Origin of the sequence: Mesorhizobium sp. CA13, from assembly GCF_020165235.1 — a bacterium.
Classification (GTDB): Bacteria; Pseudomonadota; Alphaproteobacteria; order Rhizobiales; family Rhizobiaceae; genus Mesorhizobium.
Map to the genome: position 1 here is coordinate 17281 of NZ_JAIUHS010000014.1, position 16546 is coordinate 33826.

General features: G+C 64.1%; 15 protein-coding genes. 6 read left to right on the top strand and 9 right to left on the bottom strand.

Annotation, left to right across the window (positions count from 1 at the left end; translation table 11 throughout):
* Positions 1 to 2: 2 nt before the first annotated feature.
* The 7 genes from LB566_RS25195 to LB566_RS25225 form a co-directional block, all read right to left on the bottom strand.
* Positions 3 to 707 (bottom strand): ABC transporter ATP-binding protein, encoded by a 705-nt coding sequence (locus tag LB566_RS25195; RefSeq protein WP_224628350.1) that lies wholly within the window; start codon positions 705 to 707, stop codon positions 3 to 5.
* Positions 700 to 1500: an ABC transporter ATP-binding protein gene (locus LB566_RS25200; protein WP_224628351.1), complete on the bottom strand. Its 801-nt coding sequence runs from the start codon at positions 1498 to 1500 to the stop codon at positions 700 to 702. Before LB566_RS25200 ends, LB566_RS25195 begins: the two co-directional genes overlap by 8 nt.
* A complete protein-coding gene (locus LB566_RS25205; RefSeq protein ID WP_140552373.1) occupies positions 1497 to 2705 on the bottom strand; it encodes an ABC transporter substrate-binding protein in 1209 nt (402 codons plus the stop codon). Before LB566_RS25205 ends, LB566_RS25200 begins: the two co-directional genes overlap by 4 nt.
* A 238-nt stretch (positions 2706 to 2943) precedes the next feature.
* A complete protein-coding gene (locus LB566_RS25210) occupies positions 2944 to 4053 on the bottom strand; it encodes an ABC transporter ATP-binding protein (RefSeq protein ID WP_224628354.1) in 1110 nt (369 codons plus the stop codon).
* Between the two features lie 13 nt (positions 4054 to 4066).
* Positions 4067 to 6253 (bottom strand): ABC transporter permease, encoded by a 2187-nt coding sequence (locus LB566_RS25215; RefSeq protein ID WP_411910513.1) that lies wholly within the window; start codon positions 6251 to 6253, stop codon positions 4067 to 4069.
* Positions 6254 to 6355: 102 nt separating this feature from the next.
* Positions 6356 to 7396, bottom strand: coding sequence for an ABC transporter substrate-binding protein (locus LB566_RS25220; protein WP_224628358.1), 1041 nt, complete (start codon positions 7394 to 7396; stop codon positions 6356 to 6358).
* Between the two features lie 35 nt (positions 7397 to 7431).
* Positions 7432 to 8268 (bottom strand): inositol monophosphatase family protein, encoded by an 837-nt coding sequence (locus LB566_RS25225; protein WP_140552375.1) that lies wholly within the window; start codon positions 8266 to 8268, stop codon positions 7432 to 7434.
* 200 nt (positions 8269 to 8468) lie between these two features.
* Here LB566_RS25225 and LB566_RS25230 point away from each other — a divergent pair, with 200 nt between their 5' ends.
* Positions 8469 to 9494 carry a substrate-binding domain-containing protein gene (locus tag LB566_RS25230; RefSeq protein ID WP_140552376.1) on the top strand — a complete coding sequence of 342 codons (1026 nt, stop codon included), beginning with the start codon at positions 8469 to 8471 and terminating at the stop codon, positions 9492 to 9494.
* A 25-nt stretch (positions 9495 to 9519) separates the two neighbouring features.
* Here LB566_RS25230 and LB566_RS25235 read toward each other — a convergent pair whose 3' ends face one another.
* A complete protein-coding gene (locus LB566_RS25235) occupies positions 9520 to 10851 on the bottom strand; it encodes an aspartate aminotransferase family protein (RefSeq protein WP_140552377.1) in 1332 nt (443 codons plus the stop codon).
* Positions 10848 to 11732, bottom strand: coding sequence for a MurR/RpiR family transcriptional regulator (locus tag LB566_RS25240; protein ID WP_140552378.1), 885 nt, complete (start codon positions 11730 to 11732; stop codon positions 10848 to 10850). The genes LB566_RS25235 and LB566_RS25240 overlap by 4 nt, the downstream gene beginning before the upstream one ends.
* 107 nt (positions 11733 to 11839) lie before the next feature.
* On the opposite strand from LB566_RS25240, the gene LB566_RS25245 reads away from it, so the two are divergent.
* The 5 genes from LB566_RS25245 (at position 11840) to LB566_RS25265 (ending at position 16540) form a co-directional block, all read left to right on the top strand.
* Complete coding sequence (locus tag LB566_RS25245) at positions 11840 to 13069, top strand: ABC transporter substrate-binding protein (RefSeq protein ID WP_140552379.1); 1230 nt, start codon at positions 11840 to 11842, stop codon at positions 13067 to 13069.
* A gap of 77 nt (positions 13070 to 13146) precedes the next feature.
* Positions 13147 to 14046 carry a branched-chain amino acid ABC transporter permease gene (locus LB566_RS25250; protein ID WP_140642468.1) on the top strand — a complete coding sequence of 300 codons (900 nt, stop codon included), beginning with the start codon at positions 13147 to 13149 and terminating at the stop codon, positions 14044 to 14046.
* A gap of 10 nt (positions 14047 to 14056) precedes the next feature.
* Positions 14057 to 15037, top strand: a complete 981-nt coding sequence (locus LB566_RS25255) for a branched-chain amino acid ABC transporter permease (protein ID WP_224628360.1) — start codon at positions 14057 to 14059, stop codon at positions 15035 to 15037.
* Positions 15027 to 15782, top strand: a complete 756-nt coding sequence (locus LB566_RS25260; protein WP_224628368.1) for an ABC transporter ATP-binding protein — start codon at positions 15027 to 15029, stop codon at positions 15780 to 15782. Before LB566_RS25255 ends, LB566_RS25260 begins: the two co-directional genes overlap by 11 nt.
* Positions 15782 to 16540, top strand: coding sequence for an ABC transporter ATP-binding protein (locus tag LB566_RS25265; RefSeq protein ID WP_224628370.1), 759 nt, complete (start codon positions 15782 to 15784; stop codon positions 16538 to 16540). The genes LB566_RS25260 and LB566_RS25265 overlap by 1 nt, the downstream gene beginning before the upstream one ends.
* Positions 16541 to 16546: the final 6 nt, after the last annotated feature.

The window sequence follows — 16546 nt, forward strand, 5'->3', positions numbered from 1 at the left end:
CATCATACTCCGAGCACCTCGTGCAGTTGAGCGTCGTGGGCGGCCAGTTCGCCGACAGGAAACCCGCTCAGCACCCTGCCGTGCTCCATCAGGTAGAAGCGGTCGGCAATGCGGGCGGCGAAACGGAAATTCTGCTCCACGAGCAGGATCGTCATGCCGCGCTTCTTCAACGTCGCAAGCAATTCGCCGATGCGCTGCACGATGACCGGCGCCAGGCCTTCGGTCGGCTCGTCGAGGAGCAGCATCCGGACGCCCGTCCTCAGGATGCGGGCGATCGCCAGCATCTGCTGCTCGCCGCCGGACAGCCTGGTGCCCCGGCTGTTGCGGCGCTCCTTCAGGTTGGGGAAGAGGTCGAAGATCTCTTCGACGCTCATGCCGCCCTTGGCCACCACCGGTGGCAGGATCAGGTTCTCGTCGACTGTCAGCGTGGCGAAGATGCCGCGCTCCTCGGGAACGAAACCGATGCCTTGGTGGGCGACACGGTGCAAGGGCAGGCCGATCAAATCGTTGCCGTTGAAGACGATACTGCCGGTGCGCTTACGGATCAGCCCCATGATGGCGCGCAGCGTCGTGGTCTTGCCGACGCCGTTGCGGCCAAGCAGCGTCACGGTTTCGCCGCGGAACACATCGAGGTCGACGCCGTGCAGCGCGTGGCCCTCGCCGTACCAGGCATGAAGATCGCGCACGGCAAGCAGCGGCTCACTCATGCTCGGTTCCCATATAGGCTATCCGGACGCGTTCATCCTGGCTGACCGTCGGATAGTCGCCGGCGGCGAGCACCTTGCCGCGCTGCATCACGGTGATCCAGTCGCAAAGATCGGCAACGACGGTCAGATTGTGCTCCACCATGAGCACGGCCCGATCGCGGGCCAAGGCGCGGATGATCCCGGAGATCATGCTGACATCCTCGTGCCCCATGCCGGCCATCGGCTCATCGAGCAGCAGCACCTTTGGATCGAGCGCCAGCGTGGTGGCGATCTCGAGCACGCGCTTGCGGCCATAGGAGAGATCGCCGGCGAGCCGGTGCGCCGCGTCGTCGAGGCCGACCGTGCCGAGAAGCTCGCGCGCCCGCGGCGTCAGCTGGTCGAGCGCCGAAAGCGGACGCCAGAACTGGAAGCCCAACCTGCCTGGCCGCTGCAGCGCGACACGCACATTGTCGAGCACGCTCAGATGCGGAAAGATCGCCGATATCTGGAACGAGCGCACGAGGCCCATCTGCGCCACCTTGGCCGGCGGTGTCCGGGTAATGTCGGTGCCGAGCAGTTCGATCGTGCCGCTGGTCGGCTGCAGGAACTTGGTCAAAAGGTTGAAGATCGTGGTCTTGCCCGCGCCATTGGGTCCGATCAAGGCGTGAATCCTGCCGTGGTGAACGTCGAGATCGACATCCTTCACCGCGACGAACCCGGCGAAATCGCGCCTGAGGCCGCGGGCGGAAAGCACCACCCGCGGCACGTTTCCATCGCCGTCAGGCCTGACGGCCGCGGCGGTTGCCGTCGTCACTTGCTGACGAGCGGGCAGCCGCTATCGGTGGCCTTCATGAAGGCCTGGTCGCCCGGAATGGTCGCAAGATAGGTATAGTAGTCCCAATCCTTCTTGCTCTCCTCGGGCTTCTTGACCTGATAGAGGTACATGTCGTGCACCATGGAGCCGTCGGCTTGCACCTTGCCATTGGCGGTGAAGACGTCGTTGACCGGCATCGAATGCAATTCCTTGGCCACGGCTTCGGTTTCGTCTGTGCCGGCCTTGTCGATGGCCTTCAGATACTGCGACACCGCCGAATAGGTCCCGGCCTGGATCATGTTCGGCATCCTGCCGGTGCGTTTGAAGAAGCGGTTGGCGAACTCGCGGCTCTTGTCGTCGCGATCCCAGTAAAAGCCTTCGGTCAGCACGACGCCCTGGGCCGCCTGCAGGCCGAGGCCATGCACTTCGGCCAGCGTGAACAGAAGTGCCGCGAGCCGCTGGCCGCCGGCGACGATGCCGAATTCGGCCGCCTGCTTGATCGAGTTGGAAGTGTCGAGACCGGCATTGGCAAGGCCGACGATCTTGGCGCCGGAGGATTGCGCCTGCAGCAGGAAGGATGAGTAGTCGGTCGAGCCGAGCGGATAGCGCACTTCACCAAGCACCTTGCCGCCGCGATCCTTGACGAGCTTGGCGGTCTGCTCCTCGAGCGAATAGCCGAAGGCGTAGTCGACGGTGATGAAATACCAGCTGTCGCCGCCTTGCTGCACCAGGGCACCGCCTGTGCCGACGGCCTGGGAATGGGTGTCGTAGGCCCAATGGAAACCGTAGGGCGAGCACTGCTTGCCGGTAAGGTCGGTCGCGGCCGCGCCGGTGACGATGTCGATCTTCTTCTTTTCCTTGGAAAGTCCCTGCACTGCGAGCGCCACCGAGGAGGTGGTCAGTTCCATTATGGCGTCGACCTGCTCGGTGTCGTACCACTGGCGCGCGATGTTGGAGGCGATGTCCGGCTTGTTCTGGTGGTCGGCGCTGATGACCTCGATAGGCGCATTCTGGACCTTGCCGCCGAAATCCTCGACAGCCATCTTGGCCGCCTCGACCGACCATTTGCCGCCGAAATCGGCATAGACACCCGACTGGTCGTTGAGGATGCCGATCTTGACCTTGCCGTCGGAAATTTCGGCTGCTGCCGCTGGCATCGCGGTCCCCACAAGCAGCGCGGCTGAGATGAGATAGGATGCTTTCACTGGTATTTCCTCCCTTGTGGCCACTGTCGAAAACGCCCATCGCGGCCCTGTGACGGCTTCGAGTGCACCGTCTGGTCCCGCGTGAAGAATACGTCCTGTGCTCGCCACAGTTCCAAAGTGCCAGAACACATGGTCACAAGCGCACATTCGGAATGCACAGAGATTGGTAACATCCACATGGAACATCGAGAACCACTATTTTCGTATCAGGCGCACCGGTGCCGGTGTGCGCTGCTGGCTAGGACTTGTCGCGCGCTATCAGTACGATCTTTGCCGGGTCGAAATCGACCGCGACGACGCTGCCTTCGGGCAGGGCGGGTGTGACGATCGGCGACGTCGCAAACAGCTCCACCGCCGGATCGTTTATCGCGACGCGGTATTCCATGTGGTCGCCGAGATAAGAACTCTTGACCACGCGCCCTCTCATACCGTCGGCTGCCGGCTGGCCGGCGACGAGGCGTACGGCATTGGGCCGGACGGCCAGCACCGCCGGCCCCGGCGCGATTCCGCGATGCGGCATGTCGAGCCGCAGCGGCCCGACCTTTACCTCGGCATTGGTCCCGTTGTTGGCGAGAACCTCGACATCGAGCAGGTTGGCGTCGCCCATGAAGTCGGCGATGAAAGGGCTCGTGGGTTCGTTGTAGAGGTCGCGCGGGGTCCCGTCCTGGGCGACGCGGGCCGCGTTCATGACGATGATGCGATCGGACACGGCGAGCGCCTCCTCCTGGTCATGCGTCACATAGACCACCGTCAGCGCGAGATCCTGCTGCAGACCGCGGATTTCATCGCGCACGCGCCGGCGCAGCTTGGCATCGAGATTGGACAGCGGCTCGTCGAACAAAAGCACCTTCGGCTCCAGCACGATGGCGCGCGCCACGGCCACGCGCTGCTGCTGGCCGCCCGAAAGTTCGCTCGGCTGGCGCTTCTCGTAGCCGGACAGGCCGACCTGTGCCAGCTTCTCGGCGGCGCGCCCTGCGGCCTCGACCTTGCCGAGCCCCGTCGCCCGCAGGCCGTAGCTGACATTTTCCATGACGTTCATGTGCGGGAACAGCGCATAGGACTGGAAGACCATGCTGACGTCGCGTTCGGCGGCTGACAGTAAGGTGACGTCCTTGCCGTCGATGACGATGCGCCCGTGGCTTGCGTGCTCCAGCCCGGCAATCAGCCTGAGCGTCGTCGTCTTGCCGCAGCCGGAGGGTCCGAGCAGCGTCACCAGGCTGGCCGGTGCGATGTCGAAGCTGACATTGTCGACGGCAGTGACGGCGCCGTATTTCTTGGTGACGCCCTCGAAACGCACTGCCGGTCTGTCCATCACGCCGGGGGCAGCGTTCTTCGCCGTTTGATCCATACGCTTCTCCCGATCAGATTGGTGCCACGACGGCTTGCGCTTCGGCCCGGCGCCGGCCAAGCCGGCGTTCCCCGACCAGCAACTGGATGCCGATCAGAATGATCATCATGACGACGATCAGCACCGCCGAATAGACGATGGCGATGCCGTATTCGCCGACATCGGCTCGCCCGACAATGTAGACGGTGGCGAGATTGAAGCGGCCGGTCGCCAGGAAGATGACGGCGCTGACCGCAGTCACCGCACGCACGAAACTGTAGATCATCGCTGTCACGATAGCCGGCTTCAGGATCGGCAGGATCACCCGCCGCAAGGTGGCGAAGGAACGCGCCCCCAGTGTCAGCGATGCCTCGTCCAGGCTCTTGTCGATCTGCCCAAGATTGGCGAGGCCCGCACGGATCGCCACCGGCATGTTGCGGAAGATGAACGAGATGACGATGATCAGTCCGGTGCCGGTCAACTGCACCGGCGGCACGTTGAAGGCGAGGATATAGCTGACGCCGACGACCGTGCCGGGAATGGCAAAGCTCATCATGGCCAGGAATTCGAACATCGTGCGCCCGGCGAAATGCTGCCGGTCGAGCAGATAGGCGGTCAGGATGCCGAGCGCGGCGGTGAACGGCATCGCCACCAGCGCAAGGCCGATGGTCGTCAGCAGCGACGGCCAGGCCGACCCGCTCAGGAACCAGCCATTGACGCCTTTCTCGACGGAGAAAGCGGTGAGGAAATATTCGAGCGTCGGCGTGTTGTCGCGGCCGATCGATTGCACGAAGCCGCCGCCCAGGATGATGCCATAGACCACGACGGTCAGAAGCAGCCAGGGAATGACGGCGGCGTAGCAGCCGATGCGCAAGCCCTTGGGCAGCGTGGCCGGAACACCGCCATCGCCCTTGCCCGCGACGGTGACGTAGCTGCGGCTGCCGATCCAGCGGCGCTGGATGACGAAAGCGGCGAGTGTGAATCCCAGAAGCACGATCGCCAGCACCGCCGCACGGCCTTGATCATGCGCAGCGCCCACCACCGCAAAGAAGATGTCCGTCGACAGCACGTTGAAGTTGCCGCCCAGCACCAGCGGGTTGGCAAAGTCGGCCATGCTCTCGATGAACGAGATCAGGAAGGCGCTGGCCAGCCCCGGGCGGATCAGCGGCCAGGTGATTGTGCTGAAAGTGCGCCAACGGCCGGCGCGCAAGGTCTGCGAGGCCTCCTCCATGCTCGGGCTGACGCCCTGCAGCACGCCGGCCAGGACCAGGAAGGCGATCGGCGTGAAGGCCAGCACTTGCGCGATGGTGATGCCGGCCATGCCGTAGATCCAACGGCTGCGCGGAATGCCCAGATGTTCGGACAAAAGGTTGGTGACGATGCCGGCCCGACCGAACAACAGGATCAGCGCCAGGCCGATGACGAAAGGCGGCGTGATGATCGGCAGGATGGAGAGGCCGCGCAGCAGCCATTTGGCAGGCAGCCTGGTGCGCAGCGCAATCAGCGCCAGCGCCAGGCCCAACGCTGTGCAGAAGAATCCGACCAGCACCGCGATCGCCACCGTATTCCACGCCACGCCGCAGGAACCGTCGCCGTAGAGGCAGCGCAGGCTCCAGATGTTGGCACTGAACAGCTTTTCGGCAAACAGGGCCGGCACGATATTGCCGTCATTGTCCTCGATGGCGGAAGCGAGGATCGACAACAGCGGATAAGCCACGAACAGGATCAGCGAAGCGATCACGATCAACAGCGAGCCGACGACAAACCGGTCGCCCTTGCACCAGCCACGCGCCGCCAGCGCCTCGGCGATGAACATCAGCATCGACACCGCGTACAGCACGGCACCCCAGCCGAGCCCCGGCTGCACCGGCCCCGGCGTACTGGCAAGATGCCCGAGCCAGGCAAATCCCCAACCCGAATGGATGATGGAAAAACCCTCGATCGCCAGCCAGGCGAGGCCGGCTGCGCCCGCCACTGCCAGGCCGGGGAGGTCCCGGCGCGCGACGAGCCGGCTTGCCAGGAGAAGTGGCAGGATCAAGGGAAGCAGCCAAAGCCGACCGTTCAGCGACAGCAGGATGGCTGGTGCCGCCTCCGCCGGACGCGCCAGCCAGTCAAAGGAAAGGAAGCCGCCTTCGACTTTGTACCATGGCAGCACAATGAAGCTCGCCCATGCCAGCGCCAGCCATCCGGCGGCACTGCGCCCCGGGAGGTCATTGGCCATGGGATAGGGCGAAGCCCGCGCCATTCGACATCTTCCTTCGGTATGGTCGGGGTTGCGCCGGCTGCCTCGCAGGCAGCCGGCGGATCGGCCGTACGGACCAGATCAGCCGCCGTTGCGGACCTCATCGGTGAATTTCTTCAACAGCCGCTTGCGCTCCGCTGACGATCCGTATTTGGCGAAGTCGTAGTCGATCAGCTTGATCTTGCTGAGGTCCGGCGCCTCGGGCGGCACCGGGGTGCCGGTGTTCGACGGGATCTGGTAGCTGCCGTTAGGAGCCGCCAGTTTCTGCGCGTCTGGCGTCAGCGCCCAGTCGTAGAATTTCTGCGCCTCGTCGATATGCTTGGCCCCGGCAACAATGCTCATCGACCCGATCTCGAAGCCGGTGCCTTCACAGGGCGAGACCACCTTGACAGCCGGATTCTGCTTGGCGGCGTTGATGACGTCGTGCTGGAAGGAAATGCCGACCAGCGTCTCGCCCTTGCCCACGGCGAGCGCGGGCGCGGCGCCCGCCTTGGTGTATTCGGCGATGTTCTTGTTGAGCTGCTTGAGATAGTCGAAAGCCTTGTCCTCGCCCATCAGCTGCACGATTGTCGCCAGCATCGTCCAGGCAGTGCCCGAGGAATTGGGGTCGGCCATCTCGATCTCGCCCTGGAAATCGGGCTTGACCAGATCTGCCCAGCAGGCCGGCGCCGCCAGGCCGCGCTGTTTCAGGTCTTCCTCGTTGTAGCCGTAGCCAAGCGCGCCGAGATAGATGCCGACGGTGCGGTTCTTGGCCCGTTCGGCCTGCCTCAGCGCCCAGTCGCGCAGGTTCGCCAGCTGCGGCGACTTGTATTCCTGGGTGAGACCTTCTTCCGCCGCCTGAAGATGCGGGTCGCCGGTACCACCCCACCAGATATCGGCTTGCGGATTGTCCTTCTCGGCCCGCAGGCGCGCGTAGATCTCGCCGGCGCTCATGCGGGTCATGTCGACGCTGACGCCGGTTTCCTTCTGGTAGGTCGTGGCCATGGCCCGGCACCAGGCCTCGTCGACGCCGCAATACATCACGAGGCTGCGATCCGCCGCATGGGCGCCGCCGGCCAGCCCGAAAATGGCCAGCACCGCAAGGCCAAGCCATGTCCTGCTGCGATCAAATGGACCTTTCATCGATAATTCCTCCCTTTTATGCTCTTTGGAATTGATTATTCGTCGTCCAACGGCACTCCGATCACCTGGGACAATCTCGCCGCCACGCCCGGCGCCGCAGCAAGCACCGGATTGCCCTTCGCCATGCCGTCGCCGTCGAGAAAGCGGTTCACGCGCCCGCCGGCTTCCTCGACCAGCAGCAATCCAGCCAGACAGTCCCATGCATTGATATGAAGCTCGGCATAGGCATCCGAGCGGCCATCGGCCACATAGGCAAGGCCCAGCGCCCCCGAACCGGAGCGGCGTACATTGGCGCCCAGCGACCAGACCAGGGCCACCTTGTCCAGGTAGTCCCGGTTGGGAATCCGCGGCGACCAGCCGAACTCCACGGAGGCGCGGTCGAAGGCCTGCGTGCGCGAAACACGGATCGCCGCGCCATTGCGCGTCGCACCGTGCCCGCGGCGGGCAAAATAGACCTCCCCGATGGCCGGATTGGCAATCCCGCCGATCTCGCTGCGGCCGTCCTGGACGAAGGCGATCGAAACGCAGAAATGCGGAATGCCGCGCATGAAATTCGCCGTACCGTCGATCGGGTCGACGACCCACATTCGATCAGAGCCGCCGCTGCCGCCGGTTTCCTCGCCCAAAAACCCGTCCTCGGGAAAGGCCGCGGCCAACGTCGTGCGGATGTGATTCTCGACCTTGCCGTCGGTCTCGGTCAGGAAATCCTGCGGCCCCTTCATCTCCACAGGCTGCGCGGCGTCGATTTGGCTGTAGCCCTGCATCGCCATGTTTCCCGACGACAGGAGCAGTTGCCGGCAAACATCGGCGCGCCTGTCGAGTTCGGCTTCGGACATCCGGCTCGCTTTCGACCGCACCGCTACGCTGTTCATGCTGTTCGTCCAGGCAATGGCAGCTCCGATGCGGTCTGCGAAGAAATGGGCAAGGTAGCCTCCGGCGCCGGTTTCATGCACGGCTGTGCAAAGCTGTTTCATTTACGCATGCGTGTCAAGGGTGGCGGTGACACCTGCGACTGGCTTGCGCTATGCTGCACGTGCGTGCAAGGAATCGGCGAACGCCAGTGGGAGTGTGCATGACGACGCCAAGAGGCCGTATTGGCTTTTCCAGTGCCCAGCAGGTCGCGGACCTTGCCGGCGTTTCGCGCTCGGCCGTGTCACGCACCTTCACGCCCGGCGCCAGCGTTTCGGAAGAAACCCGCGAGCGGGTGCTGCTGGCGGCCGAGCAGCTCGGCTATCACGTCAACCATCTGGCGCGCGGCCTGATGCGGGCATCGACGGGCATCGTCTGCCTTGTCGTCGCCGATGGCGACACGCCCTATCAGGCCCGTATCCTGCGGGCGCTGACACAGCATTTGAGGGATGCCGGCAAAGTGGCCATGGTATTCAACACGTCGGGCCCCAGCCACCATGTCGACCAGGCGTTGCGCAACACGCTGAACTATCGTGCCGATGCGACGATCGTGCTGTCCGGCACGCCGCCGCAGGAGCTGATCCGAACCTGCCTCGAGAACGGGCAGCGCCTGATCCTGATCAATCGCGACGACCGGTTCGACGGGCCGCATAACATCGGCGTCGACAACGCCGCCGCCGCCGAGGCGGCACTTCACGCCTTTCTTCGTGCCGGTTGCACCAGGCCTGCCCTGGTGACGTCGGCAGCCGGCACGCCCAGTCTGGTGGCGCGCGAGACGGCGTTTCTTGCCGCGGCGCGCAAGGAAGGGCTGGAGGTGATCCAGTGGCGCGAGGGCCGCACGGGTTATGCGACCGGGGCAGAAGGCGCAAGGCGCCTGCTGTCGGGCCGGCAGCGACCGGATGCGGCATTCTGTGTGACCGACCTGATCGCCTGCGGTTTTCTGGACGCGGCGCGCCACGAGTTCGGTCTCGACGTCCCGCGCGATCTCTGCGTCGCCGGCTTCGACGACATCGAGCAGGCTGACTGGGCTTCCTACCGGCTGACGACCTTTGCGCCGCCGATTGAGGAGATTGCCAAGCACGCCGTGCGACTGGCCACCGGTTCGCGCGAGGAAGCCGGTGTCGGCAGCCGCCTGACCTGCCATGCGCCGATGGTCTGGCGCGGCACTGTGAGGCCGGGTCGGGGCTGATGCCGGTCGGTGAGCGTCTCGTGCGCTAGATAGCAATGCTGCCGATCGCGGCATCGACGGCGTCGCCCAAACGGTCGACGATGATGTCGACCGTGCTGTCGTCGACGATGAATGGCGGCGCAAGCAGGATGTGATCGCCAGCCCGCCCATCAACAGTGCCGCCCATGGGATAAACCATCAACCCCCGCTGCATCGCTTCCGATTTTATCCGGGCGTGGACCTTCAGGCGCGGATCGAACGGGGCCTTGGCCGAGCGATCCGCGACAAGTTCGATGCCCTGGAAGAGGCCGCGCCCGCGAATGTCTCCGACATGGTGATGGTTGCCGAAGCGCTCGCGCAGCCGCCGTTCGAGCGTGGTGCCTCGCGCCGCGACGTTGGCAAGCAGACCATCACGCTCGATGACCCGCTGGACGGCGAGGCCGGCCGCGCAAGCGAGTGGATGACCGACATAGGTGTGACCGTGCTGGAAGTCGCTGCCTTGCGAAAAGGCATCGAATATGCGCTCGGACGCCAGCACCGCGCCGAGCGGGGCGTAGCCCCCGCCGAGCCCTTTGGCGACCACCATGATGTCGGGTGCGACGCCTTCCTGCTCGCAGGCATGCAGTGTTCCGGTGCGACCCATGCCGCACATGACTTCGTCGAGGATGAGCAGCACGCCGTGGCGATCGCAAATCTCGCGGATGCGCCTGAAATAACCGGGTGCGGGTGGCACGGCCCCGAGAGTAGCCCCGACCACGGTCTCTGCGACAAAAGCAATGACCATTTCCGGCCCGAGTTCCTGCAGCTTCGTCTCAAGCGCATCGGCGGCGCGCAGGCCGTAGGCCTCGCTGCCTTCATCCAGCCGCTGATGCCGATAGGCGTAGCATGGTTCGATATGATGGTTTTCGATCAGCATGGGTTCGAACGGCGCTTTGCGCCAGGCGTTGCCTCCCACCGAAAGCGCGCCCAGCGTATTGCCGTGATAGCTCTGTTGACGGGCCACGAAGCGGCGGCGCTGCGGCTCGCCGCGCTCGACGAAATATTGCCGCGCCATCTTCAGGGCGGTCTCGATGCCTTCCGAGCCGCCGGAGACGAAATAGACGTGATGAAGATCGCCCGGCGCGTGAGCGGCAAGTTCGTCCGCCAGTTCCTCCGCCGGCCGGGTGGTGAAGAAGCTGCTATGCGCATAGGCGAGCCGGTCGAGTTCGGTATGCATCGCGGCAAGAACGGCCGGATGCTGATGGCCAAGGCATGAGACGGCCGCGCCGCCGGAGGCGTCGATATAGCGGCGTCCCTCGCTGTCGATGACGGTGACGCCATCGCCGCCGACGGCAACGGGATAATCGTGGTGGATCTGGCGATGGAGAATGTGCGTCATGACCGCTGCCTGGTTTCGTAGATATGCGTGGAAAGGGTGTCGAACTGACGTTCGACGTCGCGCATGGCGGCCAGCGCGCGATCGCCGGCGGCGGCCGCCAGGATCGCGGCCAGCGTTTCGGCGATGGCAAAGGCCGGTGCCATGGTGTGGAAAAAGGACGGGCTCTCGGTCGGCACGATGATGACGGCGCCTGCCCGGTTGACGAGCGGCGAGACGACGCTGTCGGTAATCGCCACGATTTCGAGCCCACGGCTGCGTGCATAGTCAACGAGTTCGACGGCCGCGCGCGTATAGGGCTTTACGCTGATCGCCAGAAGCACGTCGCCCGCTCCCGCTTCCCACAAAGGATCAGGTCCGGTTCCGCCGACCCCGTCAAGCAGACGCACCGCGCCGCCGGCGAGACCATAGATGTAGGCGAAATGGCAAGCGACGGGGTAGCTCGACCGATAGCCCAGCGCATAGATGCGCTTGGCGCCTGCCAGCACCGCGGCCGCCCGGGTCACCGTCTCCAGCGTCGCCGCATCGCAAAGCTTCGCCATATGGCGCTCGAGCGTTTCGGCCAGCTCGAAGGCCAGAGCGCCGTCTCCTCCGCGCTTGCGCCGCGCCATCAATGCTTCGGCCTTGCCCAAAAACTCCTTCTCGCCGCGGCGAAGTTGCTCGGCGTAGAGATCGCGCAGGCTATCGTAGCCGTCGAAGCCCATGCGCTGGGCAAGCCGCGTCATCGATGCCGGGGTCACCCCGGCGCGCTGCGCCTGGACGCGCATCGACAGGAGGGCAACGTCACGCGGATTGTCGAGCACCCATTGCGCCGCCGCGCGAAGCTGGCGCGGCATCGTCTCGAAACTCTCGAGCAGGCGCGAGCGGAAGGCGGGTTCCAACATGGGGCGAATTTACGCCGGCCGTTGACGAGCTGCAATGAATATTTCAATCTGCTATAAATGAGCGTAGTGTTTCATTCAATCAGAAAACAAGAACAGGGGAAATTCGCATGAAACAGACCATATCCAGTCGTTTGGGAGCGCTGGCGGCACTCGCGCTGGCTTCCTTGCCGTTCGCAGCCGCACCGGCTCTGGCCGAGGATCCAATCGCGCTGGGCTGGGTGGGGCCGCTGTCGCCGCCCGGCAACTATTCCGGCGGCCAGGAGATGCAATGGGCGGTGCAGCTCGGCGTTGACGAGGTCAACAAGGCCGGCGGCGTTCTCGGCCGTCAGCTGAAGGTGAGCTACGAGGACACCAAAGGGCAGCCGGCCGACGGCAGCGCGGCGGCGGTTCGGCTCATCACCAAGGACAACGTCGCCGCGATCTTCGGCGAATTCCATTCCTCGGTCGCTCTCGCCGAAATCGAGGAGGCGCACAAATACGGCGTCGCCTGGGTCGGCACCGACGTATGGGCGGATGCCATCACGGCCAAGCAGTATCCGGAAGTCTATCGTCTCGCTCCGGCCAACTCGCTCGTTTACGTCAAGGCAGCCGACTGGACGGTCGAGCAAGGTTTCAAGAACATCGCCATTATCGCCGAAAACACGGATTTCGGCCAGGGCGGGGCCAAGGTCATCGCCGATGAGCTCAAGGCCAAGAACGTCCCCTATACGCTGGCGACGATCGACCTCAACCAGCAGGATTTCACGCCCGCGCTGCTGCGCCTGATGAACCAGAGCCCGAGGCCTGACGCGATCCAGATGGTGATCGCCGGACAGGCACAGTATCAGCTCGTCAAGCAGGCCTGCCAGCTCGGCCTCGCACCGACTGCCGACACGGCCCTCATCGGCTCCTCGGGTCTGCTGCAAAAGGAAGTGTGGGAAGTCGACGGCGAATGCGCCAACAATCTTCTCATCGTCAACGTCGCACAGCCCAAGTCGCAATGGAACGACAAGGCCAAGGCATTCGTGAAGGCCTTCACCGAACGCTACAACAGGGCGCCGACCGGCGTGGCCATGGAGGCCTATGACACGTTCGGTGTCGTCGTCGAAGCGATCAAGAAGGCAGGCTCGGCCGACCGCGCGGCGATCGTGAAGGCACTGGAAGAGATCAAATATGAAGGGGTGAATGCCACCTACACCTTCCCGACCACCAAATCTCCCGACTGGGCTTTCCATCAGTTCGTCGACGTGCCGTTCACGATCATCCAATACACGGCCGTGGACCAGGCGCCGGAGGACGCTGCGATCGTCTATCCGAAGAAGTGGGCCACCACCGACAAGGTCATGCCCGGCAAATGAACGGCACGCCGGCGGCTCCATGGCCGCCGGCGGCCGCTTCGCAGGACAGGCGGCCGACAACGAGGTGATGTGAACCCATGAGCTATTTCCTCCTCCTGGCCGTCAACGGCCTGGTCATCGGCCTCATTTTCGCGCTGACGGCAGCGGGACTCACTTTGGTCTTCTCGGTGCTGAAGGTCGTCAATTTCGGCCACGGATCGCTCTATATGCTGGGCGGCTATGCGTCCTACTACATCATTGGCTGGTTCCATGCGCCGCCGCTTGTCGGTGTCGCCGGCGCGATGGTGGCCCTGTTCATCTTCGGCGTCCTCTTCGAGAGGCTCGTCATAGCGCCGATGTACACCGACAAGGTCGAGCGCAAGGACGAATATGCCATTATCGTCACCTTCGGCCTCACCATTCTGATCACCAATCTCGGCCTCGTCGTCTTCGGTCCCTTCGCCAAGGCGCCGCCGTCCTTCATGACGGGAGCGCTGATCCTCGGTCCGTTGATCCTGCCTTACGACCGGCTGATCGCGGCGGTCGCCGCCGTCGTCCTGCTTGTTGGTCTGACGTTTTTCCTGAAGCGCACCTCGCTCGGCCAGGCACTTGATGCGGTCAGCCAGAGCCGCGAGTCCGCCGCGGTCATCGGTATCGATCCACGCCGCATGTACACCATCGCCTTCGGCATCGGCTCGGCACTTGCAGGCGGGGCAGGGGCGTTGATCGCGCCGATCTTCGCCCTGTCGCCGTCGATGGGTGAGTTGCCTGCCGTGCAGGCCTTCATCATCATCGTGCTCGGCGGCATGGGATCCGTCGGCGGAAGCATCACCGGCGGCATCCTGCTTGGCCTGGTGCAAGGGCTGGGTGTCGGCTATCTGCCGGACCCCAATCGCGCGCTTGCCTATACGCAGGCGTTCGGAGCGCTGCTGCTCGTCATTGCGTTGCTCTTCCGGCCGACCGGCCTGTTCGGCCGCTCGCATCTGCGGCTGGAATAGGATCACGGCAATGATCCGTCCAACATTCTCGCAATCGGCCCAGGCGATTCTGCTCGTGGTGGCGTTGCTGGTGCCGCTCGGCGTTGGGCCGTACTGGACCCACGTCGGCGCCATCGCCTGGTATTATGCGCTGCTTGCCGCGAGCTGGGCGCTGCTTGCCGGTTTCGCCGGTCAGTTCTCCTTCGCCCATGTCGCTTTTGCCGCGCTGGGCGGATATGCCTCGGCCTTGTTCGTTGGCCAGATCGGCATGCCGCTGCCGCTTGCCATTCTTGCCGCCATCGCTCTTGCCGTCATGGCCGGCGCCCTGATCGGCGCGCTCGTGCTGAGGCTTTCCGGACCTTATCTCGCCCTCTTCACGCTTGCCATTTCGGAAATCTTCCGCCTCGTGCTGGTCGCGGAGGAAGACATCACACGCGGCATGCTGGGCTTGCCGGTACCAGGCCTCTTTTCAGGTCGATCGGACCTGCCCTATTACTATCTCGGCCTTGCGCTCGTCGTCCTGGCAGTATTGGGAATGAACGCCTTGTTGGCGACCCGCGTCGGTCTTTTTCTGCGTGCCATCCGGGAAGATGAGGGCGCCGCGCGCGCCAGCGGCGTGGATACCACACGCTACAAGATCCTCGTCTTCGTGGTAACCAGCGTGATCGCGGCTATAGCCGGCATTTATTACGGCCATTTCATCGGCATCCTGACGCCCAACATGGCTATCCTGCCGGAAATGGGTCTGGTCATAGCGATGGCGGTGATCGGCGGCATCGAAAGCCTGCCCGGCGCCGTGGTCGGCGCAGTCGTCGTCTTCCTGCTTTCCGAGACGCTGCGGTCCTACGGCGAATGGCGTTTCGTGCTGATGGGCCTGGCGCTTATCCTGGTGCAACGCTTCGCGCAGAACGGCCTGTATCCGATGGTCGAAAACTGGGCGCGTTTCCGCGCACGGCCGCGGGAACAAGCTCCTGTTCCTGCCGCTACCACCGAGGAACCCCATGCCGGTTGAGAGGGACACCAGTTTTTTCTCGGTCAGCGGGCTTGCCAAGCATTTCGGCGGCATCCATGCCGTTGAAGGCCTATCCTTTGCCTTGGCCCGCGGCGAAATTGTCGGGTTGATCGGTCCCAACGGCTCGGGAAAGACGACCACCATCAACATGGTGACGGGCGCGCTCAAACCCGACGGCGGTGCCATCCTCGTCGAAGGCACCGACATGGCGCGCTCGCCGGCTAATCTTTTCGCGCGCCGCGGTGTTGCCCGTACTTTTCAGGTTCCTCGCCTGTTCCGCCGCATGACCGTGCTGGAAAACCTGATCGTGCCGGCGCTTTCCGACCCGGCTGAACGGCGCGGCGCGGCAGAGGAGCGCGCCCGTGGGGTTCTTGCTTTCCTGAGGCTCGATCATCTCGCCGACAATTATGCAAGAGCGCTTTCGGGGGGCCAGCAGAAGCTGCTGGAACTCGGCCGGGCGCTGATGCTGAAACCGAGATTGCTGCTTCTGGACGAGCCCTTCGCCGGCGTCCACCCGCGCCTGCTGGAGGAGATCATCGAGCACATAAGGAGCCTCAATCGCGACGGTCACACCATCGTCGTTGTCGATCACAACCTCGAGGCCATCCAGTCGGTCGTAACGCGCGTCATGGTGATGGCGCGGGGGCGCAAGATCGCCGACGGCGCGGTCGCCGAGGTACTGCGCAATCCCGAGGTCGTGCACGCCTATACGGGATCCCGCGGAACGCATCGGGAAGCACCATGATGGAATCAGCTTCCCTGGCATCGACTCCGCCGCTGGTCGCCTGCGAGAACCTTGTCGCCGGCTATACGCGCGACATCGACATATTGCGCGACGTTTCGGTCAGGGCCTGGCCTGGCCACATTTCCTGTGTGGTCGGGCCGAACGGCACCGGCAAGTCGACGCTTCTCAAGGCGTTGTTCGGCTTTTTGAAACCGAGTGCCGGCCGGGTGCTTCTGCGAGACGTGGACATCACCGGAAACCCGCCCTTCCGGATGCTTGGCCTTGGCCTGGCCTACCTGCCGCAGCGGCCGAGCCTTTTCCCTCATCTCTCGGTCGAATCGAACCTGAAACTCGGTCTCTGGCATGCAAGGCCGAAGAAGACGGTTCTGACCGAGAAACTGGAACATGTCTATGAGCGGTTTCCCGTCGTTCGCGAGAAACGCGCGCAGCCTGCCGGCCAGCTCTCGGGAGGCCAGCAGCGGCAGGTCGAGATCGCACGCAGCCTGATGGCCGATCCGTCGGTCTACCTGATCGATGAACCGACCGCGGGCGTCGATCCCCAGACCAGCGAGACGATCTACGACATCGTCCGCGATCTTGCCCGCGAACTCGGCAAGGCCGTGCTGCTGGTCGACCAGGATATTCGCGCAGCGCTTGCCATCACCGACTACGTCTATGTGGTCAAGAACGGCACGGTTTTTTCCGAAGGCGCGCGCGCGGATTTCGGTGCCGACACCGACGCTCTCGTCGCACGTTGGCTGTATGCGAGCGGTGAATGAACGGGC

Bases quoted from the DNA above. Each gene is read 5' to 3' on its own strand.
- LB566_RS25235 (WP_140552377.1), bottom strand. From the start codon at position 10,851: ATGACGCACATTCTCCATCGCCAGATCCACCACGATTATCCCGTTGCC.
- LB566_RS25245 (WP_140552379.1), top strand. From the start codon at position 11,840: ATGAAACAGACCATATCCAGTCGTTTGGGAGCGCTGGCGGCACTCGCG.
- LB566_RS25255 (WP_224628360.1), top strand. From the start codon at position 14,057: ATGATCCGTCCAACATTCTCGCAATCGGCCCAGGCGATTCTGCTCGTG.
- LB566_RS25230 (WP_140552376.1), top strand. From the start codon at position 8,469: ATGACGACGCCAAGAGGCCGTATTGGCTTTTCCAGTGCCCAGCAGGTC.
- LB566_RS25195 (WP_224628350.1), bottom strand. From the start codon at position 707: ATGAGTGAGCCGCTGCTTGCCGTGCGCGATCTTCATGCCTGGTACGGC.
- LB566_RS25250 (WP_140642468.1), top strand. From the start codon at position 13,147: ATGAGCTATTTCCTCCTCCTGGCCGTCAACGGCCTGGTCATCGGCCTC.
- LB566_RS25265 (WP_224628370.1), top strand. From the start codon at position 15,782: ATGGAATCAGCTTCCCTGGCATCGACTCCGCCGCTGGTCGCCTGCGAG.
- LB566_RS25215 (WP_411910513.1), bottom strand. From the start codon at position 6,253: ATGGCCAATGACCTCCCGGGGCGCAGTGCCGCCGGATGGCTGGCGCTG.
- LB566_RS25210 (WP_224628354.1), bottom strand. From the start codon at position 4,053: ATGGATCAAACGGCGAAGAACGCTGCCCCCGGCGTGATGGACAGACCG.
- LB566_RS25240 (WP_140552378.1), bottom strand. From the start codon at position 11,732: ATGTTGGAACCCGCCTTCCGCTCGCGCCTGCTCGAGAGTTTCGAGACG.
- LB566_RS25225 (WP_140552375.1), bottom strand. From the start codon at position 8,268: ATGAACAGCGTAGCGGTGCGGTCGAAAGCGAGCCGGATGTCCGAAGCC.
- LB566_RS25260 (WP_224628368.1), top strand. From the start codon at position 15,027: ATGCCGGTTGAGAGGGACACCAGTTTTTTCTCGGTCAGCGGGCTTGCC.
- LB566_RS25220 (WP_224628358.1), bottom strand. From the start codon at position 7,396: ATGAAAGGTCCATTTGATCGCAGCAGGACATGGCTTGGCCTTGCGGTG.